The sequence below is a fragment of the Paracoccus salipaludis genome, assembly GCF_002287065.1.
Lineage (GTDB): Bacteria > Pseudomonadota > Alphaproteobacteria > Rhodobacterales > Rhodobacteraceae > Paracoccus > Paracoccus salipaludis.
The window spans coordinates 1-19,650 of sequence record NZ_NSJZ01000013.1 but is presented as its reverse complement, the minus strand read 5'-3'; the positions used below and the strand labels follow the sequence as shown (position 1 = coordinate 19,650).

18 protein-coding genes are annotated in these 19,650 nt (G+C 65.2%); 9 read left to right on the top strand and 9 right to left on the bottom strand.

Translation table 11 applies throughout. The annotated features are described in order from the left end of the window. Positions 1–8: 8 nt before the first annotated feature. The 3 genes from CK240_RS13150 to CK240_RS13140 form a co-directional block, all read right to left on the bottom strand. Entirely contained in the window at positions 9–980 is a 972-nt protein-coding gene (locus CK240_RS13150) for a sugar phosphate isomerase/epimerase family protein (protein WP_240517419.1), read from the bottom strand. 194 nt (positions 981–1,174) lie between these two features. Next, the gene (locus CK240_RS18990) at positions 1,175–2,830 is read right to left on the bottom strand and encodes a Hint domain-containing protein (RefSeq protein ID WP_205957835.1); all 1,656 of its coding nucleotides are present in this window, start codon (positions 2,828–2,830) and stop codon (positions 1,175–1,177) included. Positions 2,831–3,127: 297 nt separating this feature from the next. Beyond that, positions 3,128–3,313 (bottom strand): hypothetical protein, encoded by a 186-nt coding sequence (locus tag CK240_RS13140; protein ID WP_095640793.1) that lies wholly within the window; start codon positions 3,311–3,313, stop codon positions 3,128–3,130. Between the two features lie 636 nt (positions 3,314–3,949). Between CK240_RS13140 and CK240_RS13135 the strand changes: the two genes are divergently transcribed. Further along, positions 3,950–5,074, top strand: coding sequence for an alpha/beta hydrolase (locus tag CK240_RS13135; protein WP_167650049.1), 1,125 nt, complete (start codon positions 3,950–3,952; stop codon positions 5,072–5,074). A 33-nt stretch (positions 5,075–5,107) separates the two neighbouring features. Here the strand turns inward: CK240_RS13135 and CK240_RS13130 are convergent, their stop codons facing one another. Genes CK240_RS13130 through CK240_RS13120 form a run of 3 tightly spaced genes read right to left on the bottom strand, consistent with a single transcriptional unit; the run spans position 5,108 to position 8,290 of the window. Further along, entirely contained in the window at positions 5,108–5,893 is a 786-nt protein-coding gene (locus CK240_RS13130; RefSeq protein ID WP_095640792.1) for a hypothetical protein, read from the bottom strand. 57 nt (positions 5,894–5,950) lie between these two features. After that, a complete protein-coding gene (locus CK240_RS13125; protein ID WP_095640791.1) occupies positions 5,951–7,381 on the bottom strand; it encodes an arylsulfatase in 1,431 nt (476 codons plus the stop codon). An 18-nt stretch (positions 7,382–7,399) separates the two neighbouring features. Further along, on the bottom strand, positions 7,400–8,290 hold the full coding sequence (locus CK240_RS13120) for a SphA family protein (RefSeq protein ID WP_205957834.1): 891 nt from the start codon (positions 8,288–8,290) through the stop codon (positions 7,400–7,402). A gap of 492 nt (positions 8,291–8,782) precedes the next feature. On the opposite strand from CK240_RS13120, the gene CK240_RS13115 reads away from it, so the two are divergent. From CK240_RS13115 to CK240_RS13080, 8 genes are all read left to right on the top strand, one after another. After that, on the top strand, positions 8,783–11,101 hold the full coding sequence (locus CK240_RS13115) for an arylsulfatase (RefSeq protein ID WP_095640789.1): 2,319 nt from the start codon (positions 8,783–8,785) through the stop codon (positions 11,099–11,101). 62 nt (positions 11,102–11,163) lie between these two features. Then, positions 11,164–11,442, top strand: coding sequence for a hypothetical protein (locus tag CK240_RS13110; protein WP_095640788.1), 279 nt, complete (start codon positions 11,164–11,166; stop codon positions 11,440–11,442). Beyond that, complete coding sequence (locus tag CK240_RS13105; protein ID WP_095640787.1) at positions 11,435–11,956, top strand: hypothetical protein; 522 nt, start codon at positions 11,435–11,437, stop codon at positions 11,954–11,956. Before CK240_RS13110 ends, CK240_RS13105 begins: the two co-directional genes overlap by 8 nt. A gap of 5 nt (positions 11,957–11,961) precedes the next feature. Then, positions 11,962–12,633 (top strand): YidH family protein, encoded by a 672-nt coding sequence (locus CK240_RS13100; protein ID WP_095640786.1) that lies wholly within the window; start codon positions 11,962–11,964, stop codon positions 12,631–12,633. A 49-nt stretch (positions 12,634–12,682) separates the two neighbouring features. After that, positions 12,683–14,380: an arylsulfatase gene (locus CK240_RS13095; protein ID WP_095640785.1), complete on the top strand. Its 1,698-nt coding sequence runs from the start codon at positions 12,683–12,685 to the stop codon at positions 14,378–14,380. Next, positions 14,377–15,921 (top strand): arylsulfatase, encoded by a 1,545-nt coding sequence (locus CK240_RS13090; protein ID WP_095640784.1) that lies wholly within the window; start codon positions 14,377–14,379, stop codon positions 15,919–15,921. The genes CK240_RS13095 and CK240_RS13090 overlap by 4 nt, the downstream gene beginning before the upstream one ends. A 244-nt stretch (positions 15,922–16,165) precedes the next feature. Continuing rightward, on the top strand, positions 16,166–17,230 hold the full coding sequence (locus tag CK240_RS13085) for an HAD family hydrolase (protein WP_205957833.1): 1,065 nt from the start codon (positions 16,166–16,168) through the stop codon (positions 17,228–17,230). Further along, positions 17,227–17,649 carry a DUF1622 domain-containing protein gene (locus CK240_RS13080; RefSeq protein ID WP_095640783.1) on the top strand — a complete coding sequence of 141 codons (423 nt, stop codon included), beginning with the start codon at positions 17,227–17,229 and terminating at the stop codon, positions 17,647–17,649. The genes CK240_RS13085 and CK240_RS13080 overlap by 4 nt, the downstream gene beginning before the upstream one ends. Here the strand turns inward: CK240_RS13080 and CK240_RS13075 are convergent. From CK240_RS13075 to CK240_RS13065, 3 genes are all read right to left on the bottom strand, one after another. Beyond that, positions 17,624–18,259 (bottom strand): response regulator, encoded by a 636-nt coding sequence (locus CK240_RS13075; RefSeq protein ID WP_095640845.1) that lies wholly within the window; start codon positions 18,257–18,259, stop codon positions 17,624–17,626. The genes CK240_RS13080 and CK240_RS13075 overlap by 26 nt on opposite strands. Before the next feature lie 125 nt (positions 18,260–18,384). Beyond that, entirely contained in the window at positions 18,385–19,374 is a 990-nt protein-coding gene (locus CK240_RS13070) for a formylglycine-generating enzyme family protein (protein WP_095640782.1), read from the bottom strand. A 38-nt stretch (positions 19,375–19,412) separates the two neighbouring features. Beyond that, positions 19,413–19,650, bottom strand: a 238-nt coding sequence (locus CK240_RS13065) for a hypothetical protein (protein WP_205957832.1), incomplete at its 5' end; no start/stop codon positions are given.

Sequence of the window (19,650 nt, the reverse complement as noted above, 5' to 3'; positions counted from 1 at the left end):
CGCAGGCTTCAGCGTGCCAGTCCCAGTTCCTGCAGCCGGGCGATCGACGCGGGAATGCCTGCCTTGTCGCTCAGCTCAAGGATCAGACGCGGCATCTTCGGTGCCTCGCCAAGCGCACGGAACACCGCTTTCCAGGGGATCGAGCCATCGCCGATGGGCCAGTGGCGGTCCGCGCAGCCATCGCCATCGTGCAGATGCACGTGCTGCAACAGGTCGCCCGCCCTGCGGATGAAGAAATCCACCGGCGGCGCATGGGCTATCCCGTTCATGAAATGCGCGTGGCCCGTGTCGACCGACAACGCCACGGCATGCGACCCGAAGCTGCGCACCAGATCAGCCCGGATGTCGGGGTCCTTGTCCTGCACGTTCTCGATCACAAGCGTGACGCCCAGAGCCTCGGCACGTTCGACGGCCGGACGCAGGCAGGCATGGCAGTTCGCGATGATCCAGTCGTAGGCCGAACGCCAGGCGAAGTGATCCAGGGTGTGATGGTCCCACAGCGTATAGGGCGAATGGATGACCATCTGCGACGCTTCGAGACAGGCGCAGACATCCAGCGCCTGATCCATGCGGCGGGCAACGATGGCCTGCACCTCGGGGTCGGGGCTGGAGATATCCAGTCCCCAGAACGGCCCGTGGATGCCCAGCCGCCCCGCATGTCCGCGCAGCAGATTGCGCGCCTGTTCAGCCAGCGGTCTCCAGTCGCCGGCCAGCACATCGGCCATGAAGAAATCGTGCAGTTCGATATCGCGCGGCTCGTCGCGCAGCAGTGCGGGGTTGGCGTGCAGATCCGAGATCTGGGCCGCCAGGCCGACAAGGGGAAGCTCCGACATCCACATTCCATCATCCGGTTCGCTCGCCCCATAGCGGAGGACGGCGACGCGCCACCAGTCCCCTGGCTGACAGGCGCCTGATCGGACCGGACGAGAGCAGTGCCGCGAGATGCCGGGAAGGGGCACAGGGGCGAGAAGCCGGTCCACCGGCCGCGCTGGCCGGATGCAGAGCCGGCCCCCCATTCGCCAGCCGCCAGGCATGTCGCCTTCCGACGGAATGGCCGTGCATCATCATGCCGGAGCGATGAAGCTGCTGTCCCCCAGGGGCGGAGCCTTCCTGGGAGACAGCATGAGGGATGCGCGGCAAGCGCCCGCACGGACGCAAGCCCGGGCCCTGTCACCTAGTTGAGAAGCGCGCGTCCCTGCTGTGCCTGCCGCATCGCCAGCTTGCGGCCCATGCGCCCCGAGGACAGCGGGCGCGCCGCCTCGACCACGAAGGCTTCGTCCAGAAGCTGCGGAAAGAGGTCCAGGATCTCCTGCCGGGCGGCGGGTCCGACCGAGCGCAGGGCCTGCGGGCCGGTATAAAGCGACTCGGTCTCGGCTCCGTTCGAGATCACCACCTCGTGCCGGTCGAACAGCAGGTGGAAATACTCGACCTCGGCCAGGTCCTCGGCCACGTCGATGCCGTCCAGAAGGACCAGCTGCTTGGCGGCGACCAGGACCTCGGCGGCGCCGAACATGCGCTGCGCGATCTTGGAACGGACAAGGATGCGGTGCTGGGGCGAGACGAGCAGGTCCTGCGCCGGGGCGTGCTGTCCCAAGGCACCGGCCCTGATCCGGATCGGCCGCAGCCGGGGCGTGCTTGCCAGCGTTCCGCCATCGACGCGGGACGATCCGACCCAGCGCAGCGGCTGTGCGCCGCGGTCGCGCGTCAGCACCAGATCGCCCGGGCGCAGGTCCTCGACGGCGACCGCGCCGCGCGGCGTCTCGATCCGGGTGCCGCGCGCGAAGCAGGTGACGTCCACGGTGACGAAGGCGGTGTCGGTGGTGCCGTTCTCGTTGCTGATCTGGTAGGTGATCGTTTCTTCCCCGAGGCTGTTGCTCGTGTCGAAGCTCAGCGTGCCGTCGGGGTTGAGGGTGACGACGGTTCCGGACACCAGCGTCACGCTGTCGCCGGCGACCACGTCCTGCCCGTTGATCTGGGTGATGTACAGGGTCGCCCCCTGCGGCCCGGTATCGTTGGCCAGCACATCTAGATCGACCGAGCTGTTCGGCCGCGCCTGCACCGTGTCGTTGTTGGCGATCACGGCCGTCTGCACGCTGTCGGCGACGATCATCAGGTTGGAATCGTACTGCGCGTCGCCCGCATCCGCGATGCCGATCCAGATGGTGTTTTCCTCGCCCGGGATGACGGGCGCCTTCATCGTCAGCGTGACGGTCAGGCCGTCCATCTCGGTGTTGTAGTCGCTGCCGCTGTTGTTGAGATACAGGTTCTCGTTGCTGGGCGTGATCGGCTCGTTGTCGACGTTGGTGCCGCCCTGCGTGATGTTGTCGATCGACACCTCGCCGGTGCCGATCGCAAGCTGCGCGACCTGCCCGTTGACGATGATGCGGACGGCGTCATTGAAGTTGGTGTTGGCATATTCCGGGTACTCGTCGGACGAGAACACCAGCTGCATCGTCAGGACCGGGCCGTCGGGAATGAAGGTCGCCTCGAGGATCGCGCCATCAAAGGTCGGCAGCCCCGCGGCCGCGTTCAGCTCGGAATTCCCGTCGACGCCTCCGGCTGCATCACTCCCGAAGCCTCCGCCCTGGTTTGCGTCGCCCGAGCCCGTGTCGTGGGTGAAGTCCGAGGCGCGACCGCTGGACAGGATGATCCCGCTGTCCGAAGGCACCACGCCCGGCGAGACCGCCTCGCCGCTGGTATAGATCCCCTTGGATTCGGGATCACCGGAATAGGTCGCCGAGACGAGCTCGACGCCTTCGCCGAACATGTTCTCGGCAAGCTGGGTTGCATTGACTGACGTGTCCACAGGAAGCTTGGTTGCCTGGACCATCGATAGACCTCGGAGAAGGGTGAAGGAGACGCGCGCGGCATTCGGAAGATCCGCAGATGTCACCTACCTTCACCGGCAACTCTCCTAAAAGACGCAAAGCTAATTAGTTAACTCAGCTTGCAATTGTGTGACGCAGTCGCAACAGTTGCAGCCCGGTTGGGTTCGGGAGAGCTGTACAGGTTCTCCGGCCGCCCTTGCAGCTTGCGCGCGGTGACGCCCATCCCGTGCAAGGATCGGCTTGGCGGGTCCACCTTCCGCACCACGGGCTGCCTCTCACGGCCCGAGCGCATATGGGCTTCAGAGGCCGGTCGCCTGATGACCGTTCCGGCCGGCCGTCACCTGCAAGTCGCGTTCGTAGCCAGCACGCTGCAAGGCGGTGCCGCAGCCGGCTTCTTCCCGAAGGGAGGCCAACCGCAGGTCCTCGAAGGAGCGGAACAGCTTGCGACAGTCGATGCCCTGTTTCGGGACGGGACCGCAGGTCATGGAGAGCGGCGCACCGACTTCTGCGACAAGCAGGGCGCAAGGTCCGCGGCCCGGACCCTTGAACTCTCCATGTGAACATGCGGGCCTGTTCATGGCCGCAGACCCGGTCGGACGACACTCAGGTCCGAAATGGAACAGGACGCTTCGTCCAATTCATGAACCGGCTTTCCGGTATCGAACTTCGGGTTCGCGCATACACTCAGACAAGTCTCGAAAATCACACTTATTATCGATCCTGCGGTTTTGCGTCGCCGCAGACACAAGCAGACCCTTTTCGACGTTCGGAAGCATCGCCAGTTTCAGGCTGAACGGCTCGGGCCGCCGCCAGCACTGTCGCCTTTCCGATTCCAGCGACAGGAAAGCCTTGCAGATCGATCCGCCGAGAGCCCGGCGCGCGTTCCACGGCATTCTTCGCAGCGGCATCTCAGGGATTCACCTGATACCCGTCCCGGCCTGCGCCCCTATCATCATCTCTCGTCGCGAGGGTTTGTCTTGGAGGCTGTGACGGTGAGAAGCCGCCCGATCGCAGAAAGGCCGTCACATGTCGGATTTCTCACGGGGATATTTCCCCATGTGGTCGTGCTGGCGACCATGCTCGCCCTTCTTGGGGCCTGTGCGCCACGGCCCCAGGGCCTCATGCGTCCGGTGGTGGCCGCCGAGGCCACCGAGCAGGGCCGCTCGGTTGATCTGCTGGTGGCAACAAACCGGCAGGTCGTGGCCGATCCCGATGTCCGTTACGGGAACCGGCGGGATCCGCACCTGCATCTGACCGCGGTCAGCGTGGCCATGCCAAAGGGCCGGCCCGAGGGCACGGTCCAGTGGCCAAGGACCACGCCGCCCCAGCCCCAGACGGATTTCCACGTGACGCGGCTGCAAACACTGACCACCGTGGCACAGGGACGCGGCTGGATGCGCCAGCACCGCAGGGGCGGGCATGTGCTTCTGTTCGTGCATGGCTACAACACGACCTACGGGGAAGCGGTCTATCGCTTTGCCCAGATCACGGCCGATTCAGGCGTCGAGGCGGCTCCGGTTCTTTTTACCTGGCCATCGAGCGGCAGCCTGCTGGGGTATAACTACGACCGGGAAAGCACGCTGTTTTCGCGCACGGCGCTTGAACAGACGCTGAGGCTGCTGGCCAACGATCCCTCGATCAACCAGATCACGATCCTTGCCCATTCCATGGGGAGCTTCCTGGCCATGGAAGCCCTGCGCCAGATGAGCATCCGGTCCGGTCCCCTGAATCCCAAGATCCAGAACGTGATCCTCGCCTCGCCCGATATCGATATCCAGGTCTTCGCCCGCCAGTTCACCGAGATCGTCGGTCCGCGTCCACGGTTCACCATCTTCGTGGCCCAGGACGACCGGGCGCTGCTCTTGTCCCGGCTGATAGCAGGCCGCGTCGACCGGGTGGGCGATATCAATCCCGCCGAGGAACCCTATGTTTCGGGACTGGCACGGGCGGGAATCGTGGCCATCGACCTGACCCGGATCGACGACACGGGGGGATCGCATCATTCCAGGTTCGCCGACAGCCCCGAGATCGTCCAGATCATCGGGCGCCGCCTGGCCGAGGGACAGCAACTGACCACGTCGGACATCGAGCGCGGGGGCTTCGTCATGGTTGCGGCAGGGGCGCTGCACACGGTGGGCGCGGTCGTGACCGCGCCGGTCGCCGTGCTGGAAGCCGGTTCCCGACCCGTGCCTGACATTTCGGGGACCCTTGCGGCCGATCCCGACGCTCTGCGCACAGAACGCTAGCGGACGTGCGGGCGGCGGGCCCGCGCTTCCGGCTCAGAAGTTCACAAGCGACAGCCCGACTTCGATGTTCGCATCATAGGGCCGGTCCGCGCCGATCCCGATCCCGGGCCTGATATAGCCGTTGAGCGCCGCGCCGCCCGCCAGCTTCGCGAGGTTGCGGCCGATGTTCAGCTCCCACGATACCGGCGTCACGTCGGTTTCGAAGTCGTGGCTGACGGTGATGTCCGAGGTGATCCACCAGCGCTTGCCCTGCGGACGATAGACCACGTAAAGGTCGAAGTCCGTCCGGCTGACATCGGGCCGGTCGTCGTCGCCCGCGAACGAGAAGTTGTGGATCAGGGCCGGCGCCACGATCACCTCGCGGCTGAGGAAGCGGACATAGGTCAGGCCCGGCGCCGCCACCCATTTCCCTTCCCCCAGGGCGTCCTCGTCGGCGGTGGGGGCGAAGATCTCGGTGCTAAGCACGAAAGCGTGCCGCGTGTTCGCATGGGGGATCCAGGTGAACTTGGCCGCGAAGTCGCCGAAGCCCGAAACGCTGTCGCCGGTCAGGTCCGACGCGTTGAAGGGCAGGGTCAGCCGCACCGCCGCCTTGCCGCCCGGGAAGGGCTCGGTATAGCGCAGGTTGGTGATGTCGTAGTAGGAATCCGACAGGAAGCGATACTCGTTCGACAGCGAGAGGCTCCGCTGCAGCACCGCGGGGTTGGTGCCCGAGGTGTCCACCTCCTCCTGGACGCCGCCCCCCGATTGCTGGGCCGCGGCGGGACCGGCAAGCCCGGCCGCGACAAGGGCGGCCCCCAGGGGCATGGTCATGAAGCGCATGGAAAGTCCTTTCCTGCTTGGCCGTCCTGAGGGGGAAGGGCCGGGGCGATTGGCGGGCTATTGCGGCGGGACGTAGGGATCCGGGGTGCCCATGGCGATCAGGGGATGCTCGGCCACGCTTTGCTCAAAGGCGGCGACGACCTTCAGCACCGGGCCGATGATCCAGCTGTCGATGGCGACCTTTTCCTTTTCCTCGCGGGGGTTGGTGTAAAGGTTGAACAGAAGCGGGACCCCGAGCTTGAGCGCGGGCGACACCATGGTTTCCTGCTCGTAGAAATGGACCTTGAAGTTGCGCCATTTCACGGTCTGCAGGCGCTCGGCGCACCAGATCGGGATGGCCTCGCGCGCCGAGCGCTCGGTCCCGCCCAGGAAGAAGCCGGACTGGTCCACCCCGTCGATCGGGCGGTCGTGGGGAAGCCCGGCGCCGGTGAGGACGGCCAGCGTGGGAAAGATGTCCGCGCCGTGCACGATCTCGTCGCTGACGCGCCCGGCCGGGATCTTCCCGGGCCAGCGGACCATGAAGGGCGCGCGGATCCCGCCCTCCCAGGCTGTGAAATACTGCGCGCGCCAGGGCCCGGCCCAGCCGTCCCAGGGCTGGACGAATTCCGGCCCGTTGTCACTGGCGAAGATCACCACCGTGTCGTCCCGGATGCCCAGCCGGTCCACCGCGTCCAGCATCTGGCTCACGTTGTGGTCCATCTCGGCCAGCATGTCGGCCCAGTCCCCGTGCCCGGTCCGGCCCGCGACGTCCGGGTTCGGCAGGGTCGGCAGATGCGGCTGGGTCAGCGTCGCATAGGCGAAGAAGGGCTTTCCGGCTTCGGCCTGGTCCTCCATGAAGGCGATGGAACGGCGGGTGATCTCGGCATCCATCAACCGGCGCTCGGCGATGTCATAAACCTTGACCTCGCGACTCGGCTCGCCCTTGTGGCCTTCCATGATCTGCTCGGGGGGCATCACCTCGGGCGACCAGCCTGGGGCCTCGGTCCACAGCGCCTCGTCGGTGGTGCGCGGGATGCCGTACCATTCGTCGACGCCCTGGTCGTTGGGCAGGCGGCCGTTGCTGCTGCCGAGATGCCACTTGCCGTAAAGCGCCGTGGCATAGCCTTGGGCGGAAAGCGCCTCGGCCAGGGTGACTTCCCACTGGGTCAGCCCGTCGGCCACGCCGCCGAAGGGGACGGAATGGGTGCCCGACCGGATCGCGAAACGCCCGGTCAGGATGCTGGACCGGCTGGGCGTGCACTGGGCTTCCATGTTCATGTTGGTCAGGCGCAGCCCCTCGGCGGCAAGCCGGTCCAGACGCGGAGTGGGCGCGCCGCGCGTGGCCCCGCCGCCATAGGCGCCGAGTTCGCCGTAGCCCAGGTTGTCTGCGAGGATGAACAGGATGTTGGGCCGTGCCGCCTGCGCCTGAACGGCCTGCGGGGCCGCCATGCACGCCATTAAGGCGAGCCCCGCGCTGCGGCCGAGACCGGCCAGGTCGGCCAACCTCATGTCTTTCTCCTTTCGTCCTCAGAACGTGCCGGAAATCGACAGATAGACGGCGTCGCCCTCGAAGCGGTTCTTGACCTCGAACTCCGAGGCCCAGCTCAGGGCGATGCTGATGGGGTTTTCCTTGGGGCCCGCCTCGTAGGTGATGATGGGGCCAAGGGCATAGGAACGGCCCCTGAACCCGTCCAGCCGGTCGGCCAGACCCCCCTCGTCGTCCTCGATCTGGTAGAGCATCGAGCCGACCAGGCCCGCCCCGAAGCGTTCGTTGAACTGCTTGATGAGCACGGCGTCCATGTGGAACAGCGTGCCGCTGTGATAATCGGTGTCCGGGTTTTCGGTGTTGAAATCCAGGCCGGCGTTGATCGAGAAATCCAGCCCGCGCGCCGGGTCGAAATAGGTGTAGGCGACCGTCGGAGAGAAGGTCCAGTAATTCATCCCGATGTTGTCGAGGGCGCCTTCCTCCCAGGCCCCGGTGGGCGCGAAGATGTTCAGCCCGGCGGTGAAGAAATGGTGCCCCGAATTCCAGCCGATCTTGGGCGAGATCGAGATGTCGCCGAAATCGGTCTGCGATTGCTCGACGGTCCGCCTGCCGGCGCTGGCTTCGGCCGACAGATACAGCACGGGAAGGGTCAGCCCCAGCTGGAAGGACGCGCCCCCTGCCATCTCGGTCTGCGGCACCCAGAGCGCGGTGTAGTTGGGACCCCCGAAGGTCGCGTCCAGTCCCAGCCGGACCTCGCCCGCGACGGGAACCTCGACATCGCCGCTGATCGAGCCATTGTAGTAGCTCGTCGTCAGGTTCCAATACAGCCCGGGCGGCGGGATCACGGCCGCCTTCGGCAGCGCGAAGGCGCCGGTCACGTAATGGCCCGCGACGGCCTCGGTCGCGTCCGCCTGATGGGGCGAAAGCAGCATCGCTGCTGTCAGGCCGGCGACGATCCTTGTTGTGGACATCCAACTATCCCCCTTGTCCGGTTCTGCCCGGTTCCGCAGGGACCTTTCACAAGGCGATTGCCCGGACCCGGTCCTGAAGCCGCCGCCGTTCTTGCCGCACATGGCAGATTCCCGGCCGCGATGTCCCTGCCATTCACACAGGCGTCAGTAAGGCACTGGAATGAATTTAGCATGTCCCTTTCAGGGGGTGTCTCGGGTGAAACCCGGAGAAAGGCGGAAAATGGTGCAAGCTGAGGCCCCGAGACTTTCATGGGATTGGGAAAAACCGGTTCCCCGCCAAGGAACCCGAGCTGGAAGCGACCTGTCGATATGCCGCTGTCCGTTTCTCAGGGATTCACCCGATTTTTCCCCGGCCGGAAGAATGTGAGTATCCTTCTTGCAAGCAGCCTTGATGGCATTGGCGCGATAGGTCGTGCCTGCCCGGATAGCACGATCCTGAAAAGGAAGCTGAAGATGGCACGGCAATTCCAAGGCAAGGTCGAACTGGATATCCGCGATTCGCAGGCGGATTGGGACGCTTTTCTGGACAACCGCGCGCCGAAGGGCGCGCCCAACGTCCTTGTGATCCTGTTCGACGATATCGGCCAGGCCGCCTGGTCGCCCTATGGCGGGCGCATCGACATGCCCACGTTGGACCGGCTGGCGCAGAACGGCCTGACCTATTCGCAATGGCATACGACGGCCGTCTGTTCGCCCACCCGCTCGTGCTTCCTGACCGGGCGCAACCATCATGCCAACGGCTTCGGCTCGATCGCGGAATGCGCGACGGGCTTTCCCGGGTACAGCGGCCACATCCCGCTCGAGAACGGCACGATGGCCAGCATCCTGCGCGACGCCGGCTGGAGCACGTTCTGGATCGGCAAGAACCACAACGTTCCCGTGGACGCCTTCGGGATGAGCGCCTCGAAGAAGAAATGGCCGCTCGGGCTCGGCTACGACCGCTTCTACGGCTTCATCGGCGGCGAAACGAACCAGTGGTACCCCGAACTGATCGAGGACAACCATTACGTCGACCAGCCCGCCCAGCCCGAGGACGGCTACCATCTGTCCAAGGACCTCGCCGACAAGGCGATCCAGTTCATCCGCGACAGCAAGCAGGTCGATGCCGAGAAGCCGTGGTACATGTGGTTCTGCCCGGGCGCGAACCATGCGCCGCACCACGCGCCGCAGGATTATATCGACAAGTACAAGGGCCGGTTCGACGACGGCTACGAGGCTTATCGCGGCTGGGTGCTGGCCCGCATGATCGAGCGCGGCATCCTGCCCGAAGGAACGGAGCTCACGCCCATCAACCCGATGCCCGCGGATGTCGCGGCCGAAAGCGACATGGTGCGTCCCTGGGCCACGCTTTCGGACGACGAAAAGCGCCTTTTCAGCCGCATGGCCGAAGTCTATGCCGCGCTTTCGGAATACACCGACGCCCAGATCGGCCGGGTGATCGAATATCTCGAGGACTCCGGCCAGCTTGACAACACGCTGATCTTCTACTGCGCCGACAACGGCGCCTCGGGCGAGGGCAGTCCCTCGGGCTCGGTCAACGAGAACCTGTTCTTCAACGGCTTTCCCGACGACGTGGCCCGCAACCTCGAGATGATCGACAAGCTGGGTTCGCCCGCCACCTACAACCACTATCCGACCGGGTGGGCGGTGGCCTTCTCAACCCCCTACAAGATGTTCAAGCGCTATGCCTCGTTTGCCGGCGGCACCTGCGACCCGCTTGTCATCCATTGGCCGAAAGGCATCAGGGCCAAGGGCGAGGTGCGCCACCAGTATCACCATTGCACCGATATCGTCCCGACGATCCTCGAGGCCTGCGGCGTGCCGATGCCCGACGTCATCGACGGCGTGACGCAGGCGCCGCTTGCCGGGGTGTCGATGGTCTACAGCTTCGACGACGCGGGCGCCCCGACCACAAAGGAAACGCAGTATTTCGAGATGCTCGGGACGCGCGGCATCTGGTCGAAGGGCTGGAAGGCGTCCGCTCTGCACGCGCCGGTCCCGTCCGACCAGGGCCATTTCGACAAGGACCGCTGGCAGCTCTTCCACACCGATGAGGATCGGGCCGAGGCGCGCGACCTTGCCGCCGAACACCCCGACAAGCTGAAGGACCTCGTCGATCTCTGGATGGTGGAGGCGAAGAAGAACAACGTCCTGCCGCTCGTGGACCTGGGCGTCGCCGCCATGCACGCGGCCGAATACCACGCGCCCATGCGGGACCGCTATGTCTACTATCCCGGCACGACCGAGGTGCCGGAGGCCTCGTCGGCGCCGACGCTTGGCACTTCCTTCAAGATGCTGGCCGAGGTCGAGTTCACCGGCGACAGCCAGGGTGTGATCGTCGCGCAGGGCTCGCGCTTCGGGGGCTACAGCCTCTTCGTGAAGGGGGGCAAGCTGTTCTACGTCTACAACTTCCTTGGCCTCCCGCCCGAGCAGCGCCTCATCTGCGATGCGCCGAAGCTCGGCAGGCATGTCGTGGGCGTCGAGTTCGTGAAGGAACGCATTTCCGAGCAGCTCGAGACGCTCGGGCAGATGACGCTTTACGTGGACGAGGAGGTGGTGGCCCAGGCGCCGTTCCGCACCATGACGGGGCGCTACGCGCTTTGCGGCGAGGGGCTGTGCATCGGCTACGACGGCGGCGATGCCGTCAGCGGCGAGTACAAGCCGCAGTTCCCCTTCTCGGGAGGCCGGGTGATCCGGGTCGTCTACGACATCGCCGATGACATCTACATCGACGTGGAACGCAAGCTCGCCGCGGCGATGGCGCGGGATTGATCCCACAGGGTGCCGGGGCCGTGGGTTCCGGCACCGTCAGTCGCAACACAGGGGCGGGGGAGATGGCACCGGGCTATGATTTCAGTGGCGACTTTCCGACGGAAGGCACGACGCGGCAGACCTGTGACGACGCCGACTTCTGCCGTGCGCACGAGGCTCGCAAGTCCTTCCTGCCCGCCGTTGCGTTCAGCGCGACCTGCAAGGGCAAACCTGCCTTCGGGGTCGGCTGCGACAAGGGCCTCGCGCTGTCGAAGGGCAGCCCGGCCCAGACCGTGAGCCCTTCGATGCCCGTGGACAGGCGCCACCCGGCCCTTGCGCAGAAAGGGGGTCGCAATGGCTGACGCACCGACAAGGAGCCAACTTCTTGTGGCGCGCATCGCGGTCGCCATCGGGGCCTTCCTGATCCTGCTGGGCCTGGTCCTTTACGGCTTCTCGGCCGAGGTCCACCACCGGATCTGGCGCGACATCGCCGCGCGGCCCGGCGGGCCCATGACCTTCCGCTTCGTCCTGCAGCCCTGCATGGCGGCCCTGGCCGCCTTTCACGACGGGCGGACGGATGCGCGGCTGGGCCGCTCGCCCTACCTGTGGACGATCCTGACCGAACGGGGGCAGGGCGGGGGCCGGTTGCGCGAAGGGGTGATCGCAACCTCGCGGATCATTCTTCTGGGGTTCGCGATGGATGCCATCTACCAGGCGACCGTGCTTGGCACCTTCTATCCGGGCGAGATGCTGCTGATCTCGGTTCTGCTTGCCTTTCTTCCCTACGTGCTTCTGCGCGGGCCTTTCGCCCGTCTGGCCGGCTGGCGCCATCACGACGGCGGCCGCCGCCCGCCTTCTTCCAAAAGCGAAAGGTGAACAGGATGCCTGACGACGTCATCGATCCGCTGCCGCAAAGGCCCGAGCGCACGACAGAGCAGCCGGTGCCCCCGATCCCGGTGGTGGACGAATCCAAGCCCGACCAGGCCTCGGTCCAGTATTCCCACTTCCGCACGAAGCTTTCCACGCACCGGACCGGGCTGTCCGAGCATCGCACCTCGCTGTCGGAATACCGCAGCGACCTGTCGACCCATCGCACGCAGCTTTCCACCCACCGCACGCGGCTTTCGACCAACCGGACCGAGATGTCGATGCGGCGCACCGGCATGTCGTTCCAGCGCACCCGGCTCAGCGCGGATCGCACGCTCATGTCGGTGATCCGCACGTCGCTGTCGCTTATCAGCTTCGGCTTCACGATCTACCAGGTCTTCGACAAGGCGCGGGACGCGGGAATGATCACCCATTCCGGCGCTCCCCGCAATTTCGGCGTCACCCTGGCCTCGCTGGGGATCGTGATGCTGATCATAGGCATCATCTACCACATACAGTTCATGGCGGGCCTGCGCCACGAACGTGGTGCGATGCAGTCCTCGGGCCTTATCCACGCGGAAAGCCACTTCCCCGTTTCCTTTACCCTCGTCACCGCCGTCGTGCTGCTCGTCATCGGCATCTTCGCCGTTGCGAGCATGATCTTCCGGGTCGGGCCCTTCGGCTGACGAGGGCCGACACTTTCACCACGTCCAATCAACCTCTGGGGAGCCGATCATGGCACAGGAACCTCAAGCACGGAACGGCCAGAAGCCGAACGTCCTCATCATCTGGGGCGACGACATCGGCATCATGAACCTCAGCTGCTATTCGAGCGGGCTCATGGGCTACGACACGCCCAATATCGACCGGCTCGCGAACGAGGGGATGCGATTTCTCCATTATTATGGAGAACAGTCCTGCACGGCTGGCCGTTCGGCCTTTCTGACGGGCCAGCACATCATCCGCACGGGGCTGAGCAAGGTGGGCTTTCCAGGCGCCCCCATGGGGATGAGCCAGAAGGACCTGTCCATCGGCGGCATGATGAAGAACCTGGGCTATGCCACCGGGCAGTTCGGCAAGAACCATGTCGGGGACCGCAACGAGTCCCTGCCGACCGTCAACGGCTTCGACGAGTTCTTCGGCAACCTTTACCACCTGAACGCCGAGGAGGAGCCGGAGCTTCCGGATTACCCGAAGGATCCGGAATACCGAAAGAAGTTCGGTCCGCGCGGCGTCCTGAAGTGCAAGGCGACCGACACCGATGACACGACGGAGGATCCGCGTTTCGGCAAGATCGGCAAGCAGACCATCGAGGATACCGGCCCGCTGACGAAGAAGCGGATGGAAACGATCGACGACGAGACTTCAGACGCCGCCATCGACTTCATCGAGCGGCAGAACTCGGAAGGCAAGCCGTTCTTCTGCTGGATGAACACCACCCGCATGCATCTGCGCACCCACGTGCGCGAAGAGCATCGCGGCCAGTACACGCATGGTGACAGCGAATACCTGGACGGCATGATCGAGCATGATGCCGTTGTCGGGAAAATCCTCGACACGCTCGACAGGCTCGGCATCGCCGACAACACGATCGTCATGTATTCGACCGACAACGGTCCCCACATGAACACCTGGCCGGACGCCGCGATGACCTGGTTCCGTTCGGAAAAGAACACGAACTGGGAGGGTGCCTTCCGCGTCCCCTGCCTTGTGCGCTGGCCCGGCAGCATCGAGCCCGGCACGGTCACCAACGAACTGATGTCCCACAACGACTGGTTCCCGACGCTGGCGGCCATCGCGGGCGAACCGGACATCGTCACCAAGCTGAAGGAAGGGTATGTCGCCAACGGGCAGCAATACCAGTTGCACCTGGACGGCTATGATCAGTCCGATTTCCTCCGCAAGGTCAGGGGCACCGCCAACAAGAACAATGGCGAGAAGAGCGCCCGCAGGACCTTCTTTTATTCGGACGACGACGGGCTGCTCGTCTGCATGCGGGACGGCGATTACAAGTACGTCTTCGCCGAGCAGCGGCTTGCCGGCACGATGGGCCTGTGGGCCGAGCCCTTCACCGTTCTGCGCCTTCAGAAGATCTTCAACCTGTTCCAGGACCCGCTCGAGCGTGCCGACATCACCTCGAACACGTACTGGGACTGGAACCTGAACCATGTGGGTGCAGCCTATGGCATGATGGAAAAGGTGTTCGAGTTCGCGGCCTCCTTCAAGGAATTCCCGCCGCGTTCGTTCCCGCCCAGCTTCAACCCGGCCAACGTCCTCGATCATACGCTGAAGGGCATCAAGGCGCTGAACGCGCTGCGGGAAGTGAAGGAAAAGAACATGCTCCCGGCCTCGTCGCCGCTGCACGCAAAGCTCGGACAGCCGCACGACCAGGACGGGCAGTCGAACGATCATCCCGGCGGAGCAAGCCAATGACAGACCCGCGGAAGCCCAACATCCTGGTCATCTGGGGCGATGACATCGGAATCTCGAACCTCAGCTGCTACTCGCACGGGATGATGGGCTACAAGACGCCCAACATCGACCGTCTCGCCCGCGAGGGGATGATGTTCACCGATTCCTACGGCGAGCAGTCCTGCACCGCCGGGCGGTCGTCCTTCATCACCGGACAGAGCGTGTATCGCACCGGTCTTTCCAAGGTCGGCTACCCGGGCGCGCCCGTCGGCATGAGCGAGAAGCTCGTGACCATGGCCGCGCTTCTCAAGGAGCAGGGCTATGCCACCGGGCAGTTCGGCAAGAACCACCTGGGCGACCTCAACCACATGCTGCCCACCAACCACGGCTTCGACGAGTTCTTCGGCAACCTTTACCACCTCAACGCCGAGGAAGAGCCGGAGATGTACGACTATCCGTCCGAGAAGGACTTCCCGGAGTTCCGCAACAACTTCGGTCCGCGCGGCGTCCTGCGCTCCTGGGCGACCGATACCGACGACCCCACCGAGGAGCCGCGCTGGGGCCGCGTCGGAAAGCAGAAGATCGAGGACACCGGCCCGCTCAACCGCAAGCGCATGGAGACCATCGACGACGAGATCGTCGCCGCTGCCATCGACTACATCAAGCGGCAGAACGAGGCCGGGAAGCCGTGGTTCGTGTGGCTGAACACGACCCACATGCACTTCATCACCCACACCAAGCCCGAGAGCCTGCGTCAGGCGGGCCGCTGGCAGTCGCCCTATCATGATACGATGATCGACCACGACAGGAACGTCGGGCAGGTGCTCGACCTCCTCGACGAGCTCGGCATCGCCGAGGACACCTTTGTCCAGTACTCGACCGACAACGGGCCGCACCGCAACTCCTGGCCCGATGCCGCCACCACCCCTTTCCGCAGCGAGAAGAACACCAACTGGGAAGGGGCCTTCCGGGTGCCCATGCTGGTGCGCTGGCCCGGGAAGATAAAGGCGGGATCGGTGTCGAACGAGATCGTGCAGCACCATGACTGGCTGCCCACCTTCCTTGCCATGGTCGGGGCGCCGGAGGTCGTCGATCAACTCAAGCAGGGCTACCAGGCGATCGGGCGGACATACAAGAACCACATCGACGGCTTCAACCTGCTGCCCCACCTGACAGGGCAGGCAGAGAAGGGACCACGGAACTTCTACTTCTACTTCAGCGACGATGGCGACGTGCTCGGCATGCGCTTCGACAATTGGAAGATCGTGTTCATGGAACAGCGCGCGAAGGGCACGATGCAGGTCTGGGCGGAGCCCTTCACCCGGCTGCGGTTGCCCAAGATCTTCAACCTTCGCACGGACCCCTACGAGTTCGCGGACATCACCTCGAACACCTACTACGACTGGTTCATCCACCACGCCTACTTCATCATCGTGGCGCAGGCGGCCGCGGCGAAGTTCGCCGCGACCTTCCGCGACTTCCCGGCGGTCCAGAAGCCCAACAGCTTCACCATCGACGACGCGATGAGGAAGATGAGCGAGGCGGCGGTGGCCGGCGACTGACCCGGGGCGGAGGCGGCGCCCCGCGCGCCGCCTTCGACCATCGCGTGCAACTCTGGGAGGCGAGGATGACGAGGCACGATGTTCGGTCCGCCAGTGCCGCAGATGGATCGCCGCAGGGCCTGGAGGCCCGTGGCCGGCCTCGCGCCGAGACCCCCCGCACGCGCCGTGGCGAGTTCCGGATCAAGGCCGGCCACGCCGCCCGGCGCCTGCCCGACACGGATCTGGAAAGCCGCGCCGTCGAGGGTTGCCCCGGCAGAATGATGGCGGTGAGCATGCGCCCCAAGGGGACACCGACGACCATGCCCGCAAGGGCAGGCATGGTCGTGCCTGTTTGCCGCAGCCGCATCAACGACTTCAACGCATGTGCCATGACATGATGACCGACCACCCTCTTCCTTCTTGGAGAAACGGGCCTGCACGGACCGCCATCCTCGACTTCGTCGCCCGCGTGACCGCCGAGAACGGCCCCGACCACGTGCCACAGCCCGAACGCATCGCCGTCTTCGACAACGACGGCACGCTGTGGTGCGAGCAACCGTATCAGGTGCAGGTGTTCTTCCTGACCGACCGCGTGCGCGAACTGGCCGCCAAGGACCCCGCTTTGGCGGCGCGCCAGCCCTTCAAGGCCTTCCTCGAAGGCGATCACGCGACACTGCACGCCCTGGGCAAGCAGGGCATCCAGGAGCTTTTCTTCGCCACCCACGCCGGCATGACCGAGGACGAGTTTGCCGTGCTGGCGCGGGACTGGCTTGCGCGGGCCAAGCATCCGAAGCTCGGCCGCACCTTTCCCCAGCTCACCTACCAGCCGCAGCTGGAACTTCTCGATTTTCTGCGTGCCAACGGTTTCAAGATCTTCGTGGCCTCGGGTGGCGGCATGGACCTCATCCGGGCCTTTTCCGAGGACACCTATGGCATTCCTCCCGAGCAGATCATCGGATCGAGCATGAAACTGCGCTTCGAGGCCGGCGATGCAGGCGTGTCGATCGTCAAGCTGGGCGAACTCAACAGCTTCGACGACCGCGAGGAGAAGGTCGTCAACATCGGCCTTCACATCGGGCGGCGACCGATCTTCTGTTTCGGGAACTCCGACGGCGATCTCGCCATGTTGCGCTACACGCTTGCAGGGAAGGGAGCGCGCCTGGGGCTTCTTCTTCACCATGACGACGCGGAACGCGAGTTCGCCTATGACCGCGATTTCCCCCTGAGCCCGCTTGTCGAGGCGCTGGAGAAGGCCGACGCCTATGGCATCACCGTGGTTAGCATGCAGAACGCCTGGTCGACCGTATTCCCGGATGCGGCCGCGCCATGATCGAAGGCGGAGAGTGGCTGCGGAACTGGCTGGTCAGCGGGACCGAACTGGCGGTCCTGGCCATCGACTCCATGGCGCTCGTGATCGTTCTGGCCGGTTCCATCCAGGCCTTCGTGGCCGCCTGCCGTTCGATGGCGTTCGGAAGTCACACGGACGCTCAAAGGCGCGAGATCTGGCTGCGCTATGCCCGCGTTCTGGTCGCCGCCCTGACTTTCCAGCTTGCAGCCGATATCATCGAAACCTCGATTGCAGCCGACTGGAAGGGGCTTGCACGGCTCGCAATCCTTGCGGTCATCCGCACGTTCCTCAACTATTTCCTGGAACGCGACCTCAGCGACATCCGCGAACGCCAGTCGGCCGATCCCGAAAGCGCAGCCGGGCCGCCCGTACGCCCTACACTTCCACGATCCGGTTCTTGATCGCGTAGCGGACCAGGTCGGCAGTGTTGTGCAGGCCCAGCTTGCGCATGGCGGCGGCCCGGTGGGTTTCGACCGTTTTCAGGCTGACACCAAGCTGGCCGCAGACATCGCGGTTCGAGCGGCCTTCCGCGATCAGTTGCACCACCCGCCGCTCGCGCGGGGTCAGCGGGTCTTGCTTGCCTTGCCGCCGCCGGTCCAGCAGCGTGTCGAGCAGCTCGGCCGATACCCTGCCCGAGATATAGGCCTCGTGCCGCGCCAGGGCCCGAACGGCGGCGATCAGGTGGTCGTTCGCGTCGCTTTTCAGAAGATAGCCGCGCGCGCCTACGGACAGGACGTCCTCGATGACCTCCTGGCTGTCGTGCAGGGTGAAGATCAGCACCTCGGTGCGCGGCAGTTGCTTGCGGATTTCCCGCGTGGCCTCGACGCCATTGTGCACCGGCATGGCGTAATCGAGGATCACCAGGTCGGGCTTGAGCCTTACCGCGGCCTCGACGGCTTCCTCGCCGTTTCCGACCTCGCCCACGACCTCGAGCCCTGGCTGCGCCTCGAGGACGGCGCGAAGGCCGGTGCGGACGACGTGGTGATCGTCGGCGATAAGGATCCGGGTCACGTCGTACACCTGCCACGCTGTCGCTGGTCTTTCGTCATGATAGGCCCCGCAGCTTTCCTGACCATCGGGCGAAACCCTGAAAATTCGACACTCCCGGGCGTCAGGAAGGGCTGACGGGTCCGGCTTTACTGGACGGCGGCCTCCTCGTCGCGAACCACGCAGCGGAAGCTCAGATGGCTCGTCGAGGTGTCGATCGCCTCGGCATGGCGTGCGGCGGGACGGTAGCGGCGGCAATAATTGGGCGCACACAGATGCGAGCCGCCCTTGATCACCTTGCGCGGGATCCGGATCATCGGCTGCGAGGGGTCATAGCTTCCGTCGATCGCCGCGCCGCGCGGGTCGCGGGGAATGCAGCAGGCCTTTTTCGCATCCGCGGGATGGCGGCTGGAAAACCAGTCCTGCGTCCACTCCCAGGTGTTGCCGATCATGTCGTAGATCCCGTGACCGTTCGGCGGGAAGGCGGTCACGGGCGAGGTGCGCTCGTATCCGTCCAGCGCCAGGTTCTCGACCGGGAAGCGGCCTTGCCAGGTATTGGCCATCTGCCGGCCCTCGGGATAAAGTTCGTCGCCCCAGGCGAATTCCGTGCCCTCAAGCCCGCCGCGGGCGGCGTATTCCCATTCCGCTTCCGTGGGCAGGTCCTTGCCCGACCACCGGGCAAAGGCCAGGGCATCGGCATGGGCCACATGCACCACCGGATGATCGTCAAGCCCGTGGATATGGCTGCCCTTTCCATAGGGGTGGCGCCAGTCCGCGCCGGGCTTCAGCGTCCACCACTGGCTCCAGTTCGTCAGGTCGACGATATCCGGCTTGGGCTCGAATACCAGCGAACCCGCATACAGCATCTGAGGCAGCGCGCCCGGATAGTCGCGGGGGTCAGGCTTCCGCTCGGCCACCGTGACATGGCCGGTGGCCTTCACGAAACGCTTGAACTCGGCGTTGGTGACGGGCGTCGCATCCATCCAGAAGCCGCTGACGGTGACACGATGCGCGGGGGCCTCCTCGGCATAGTGCGCGTCCGATCCCATGGTGAACGTCCCGCCCGGCAGCCGGATCATGCCGCGCAGGGACGGGGCCCTGACATTTGCGCCCTGGCGGGCTGAGACGCTGTCGCGCATGACTGTCCTTTCGCGCTGACCCAACCTGTGCCCGAAGCCTACCGCGGATCGCCCACGACGACATAGACAAGATTGTGGCCCTGGTATTCCGGCCGCAGCCAGGTCGTGCCGCAGTGCTTGTAGGACACGCCGTTCACCGAGACGGTCTGGCAATCCGGCGGCACGCTGGCAACGATGCTGCCGATGGCGATCGCCGCTGCGGCGCCCCACCAGAAATCGTCGTCGTCATGCCAGTATCCGGGCCAGTAGGGGGCCGGAGGCGGTGGCGGGGGCGGC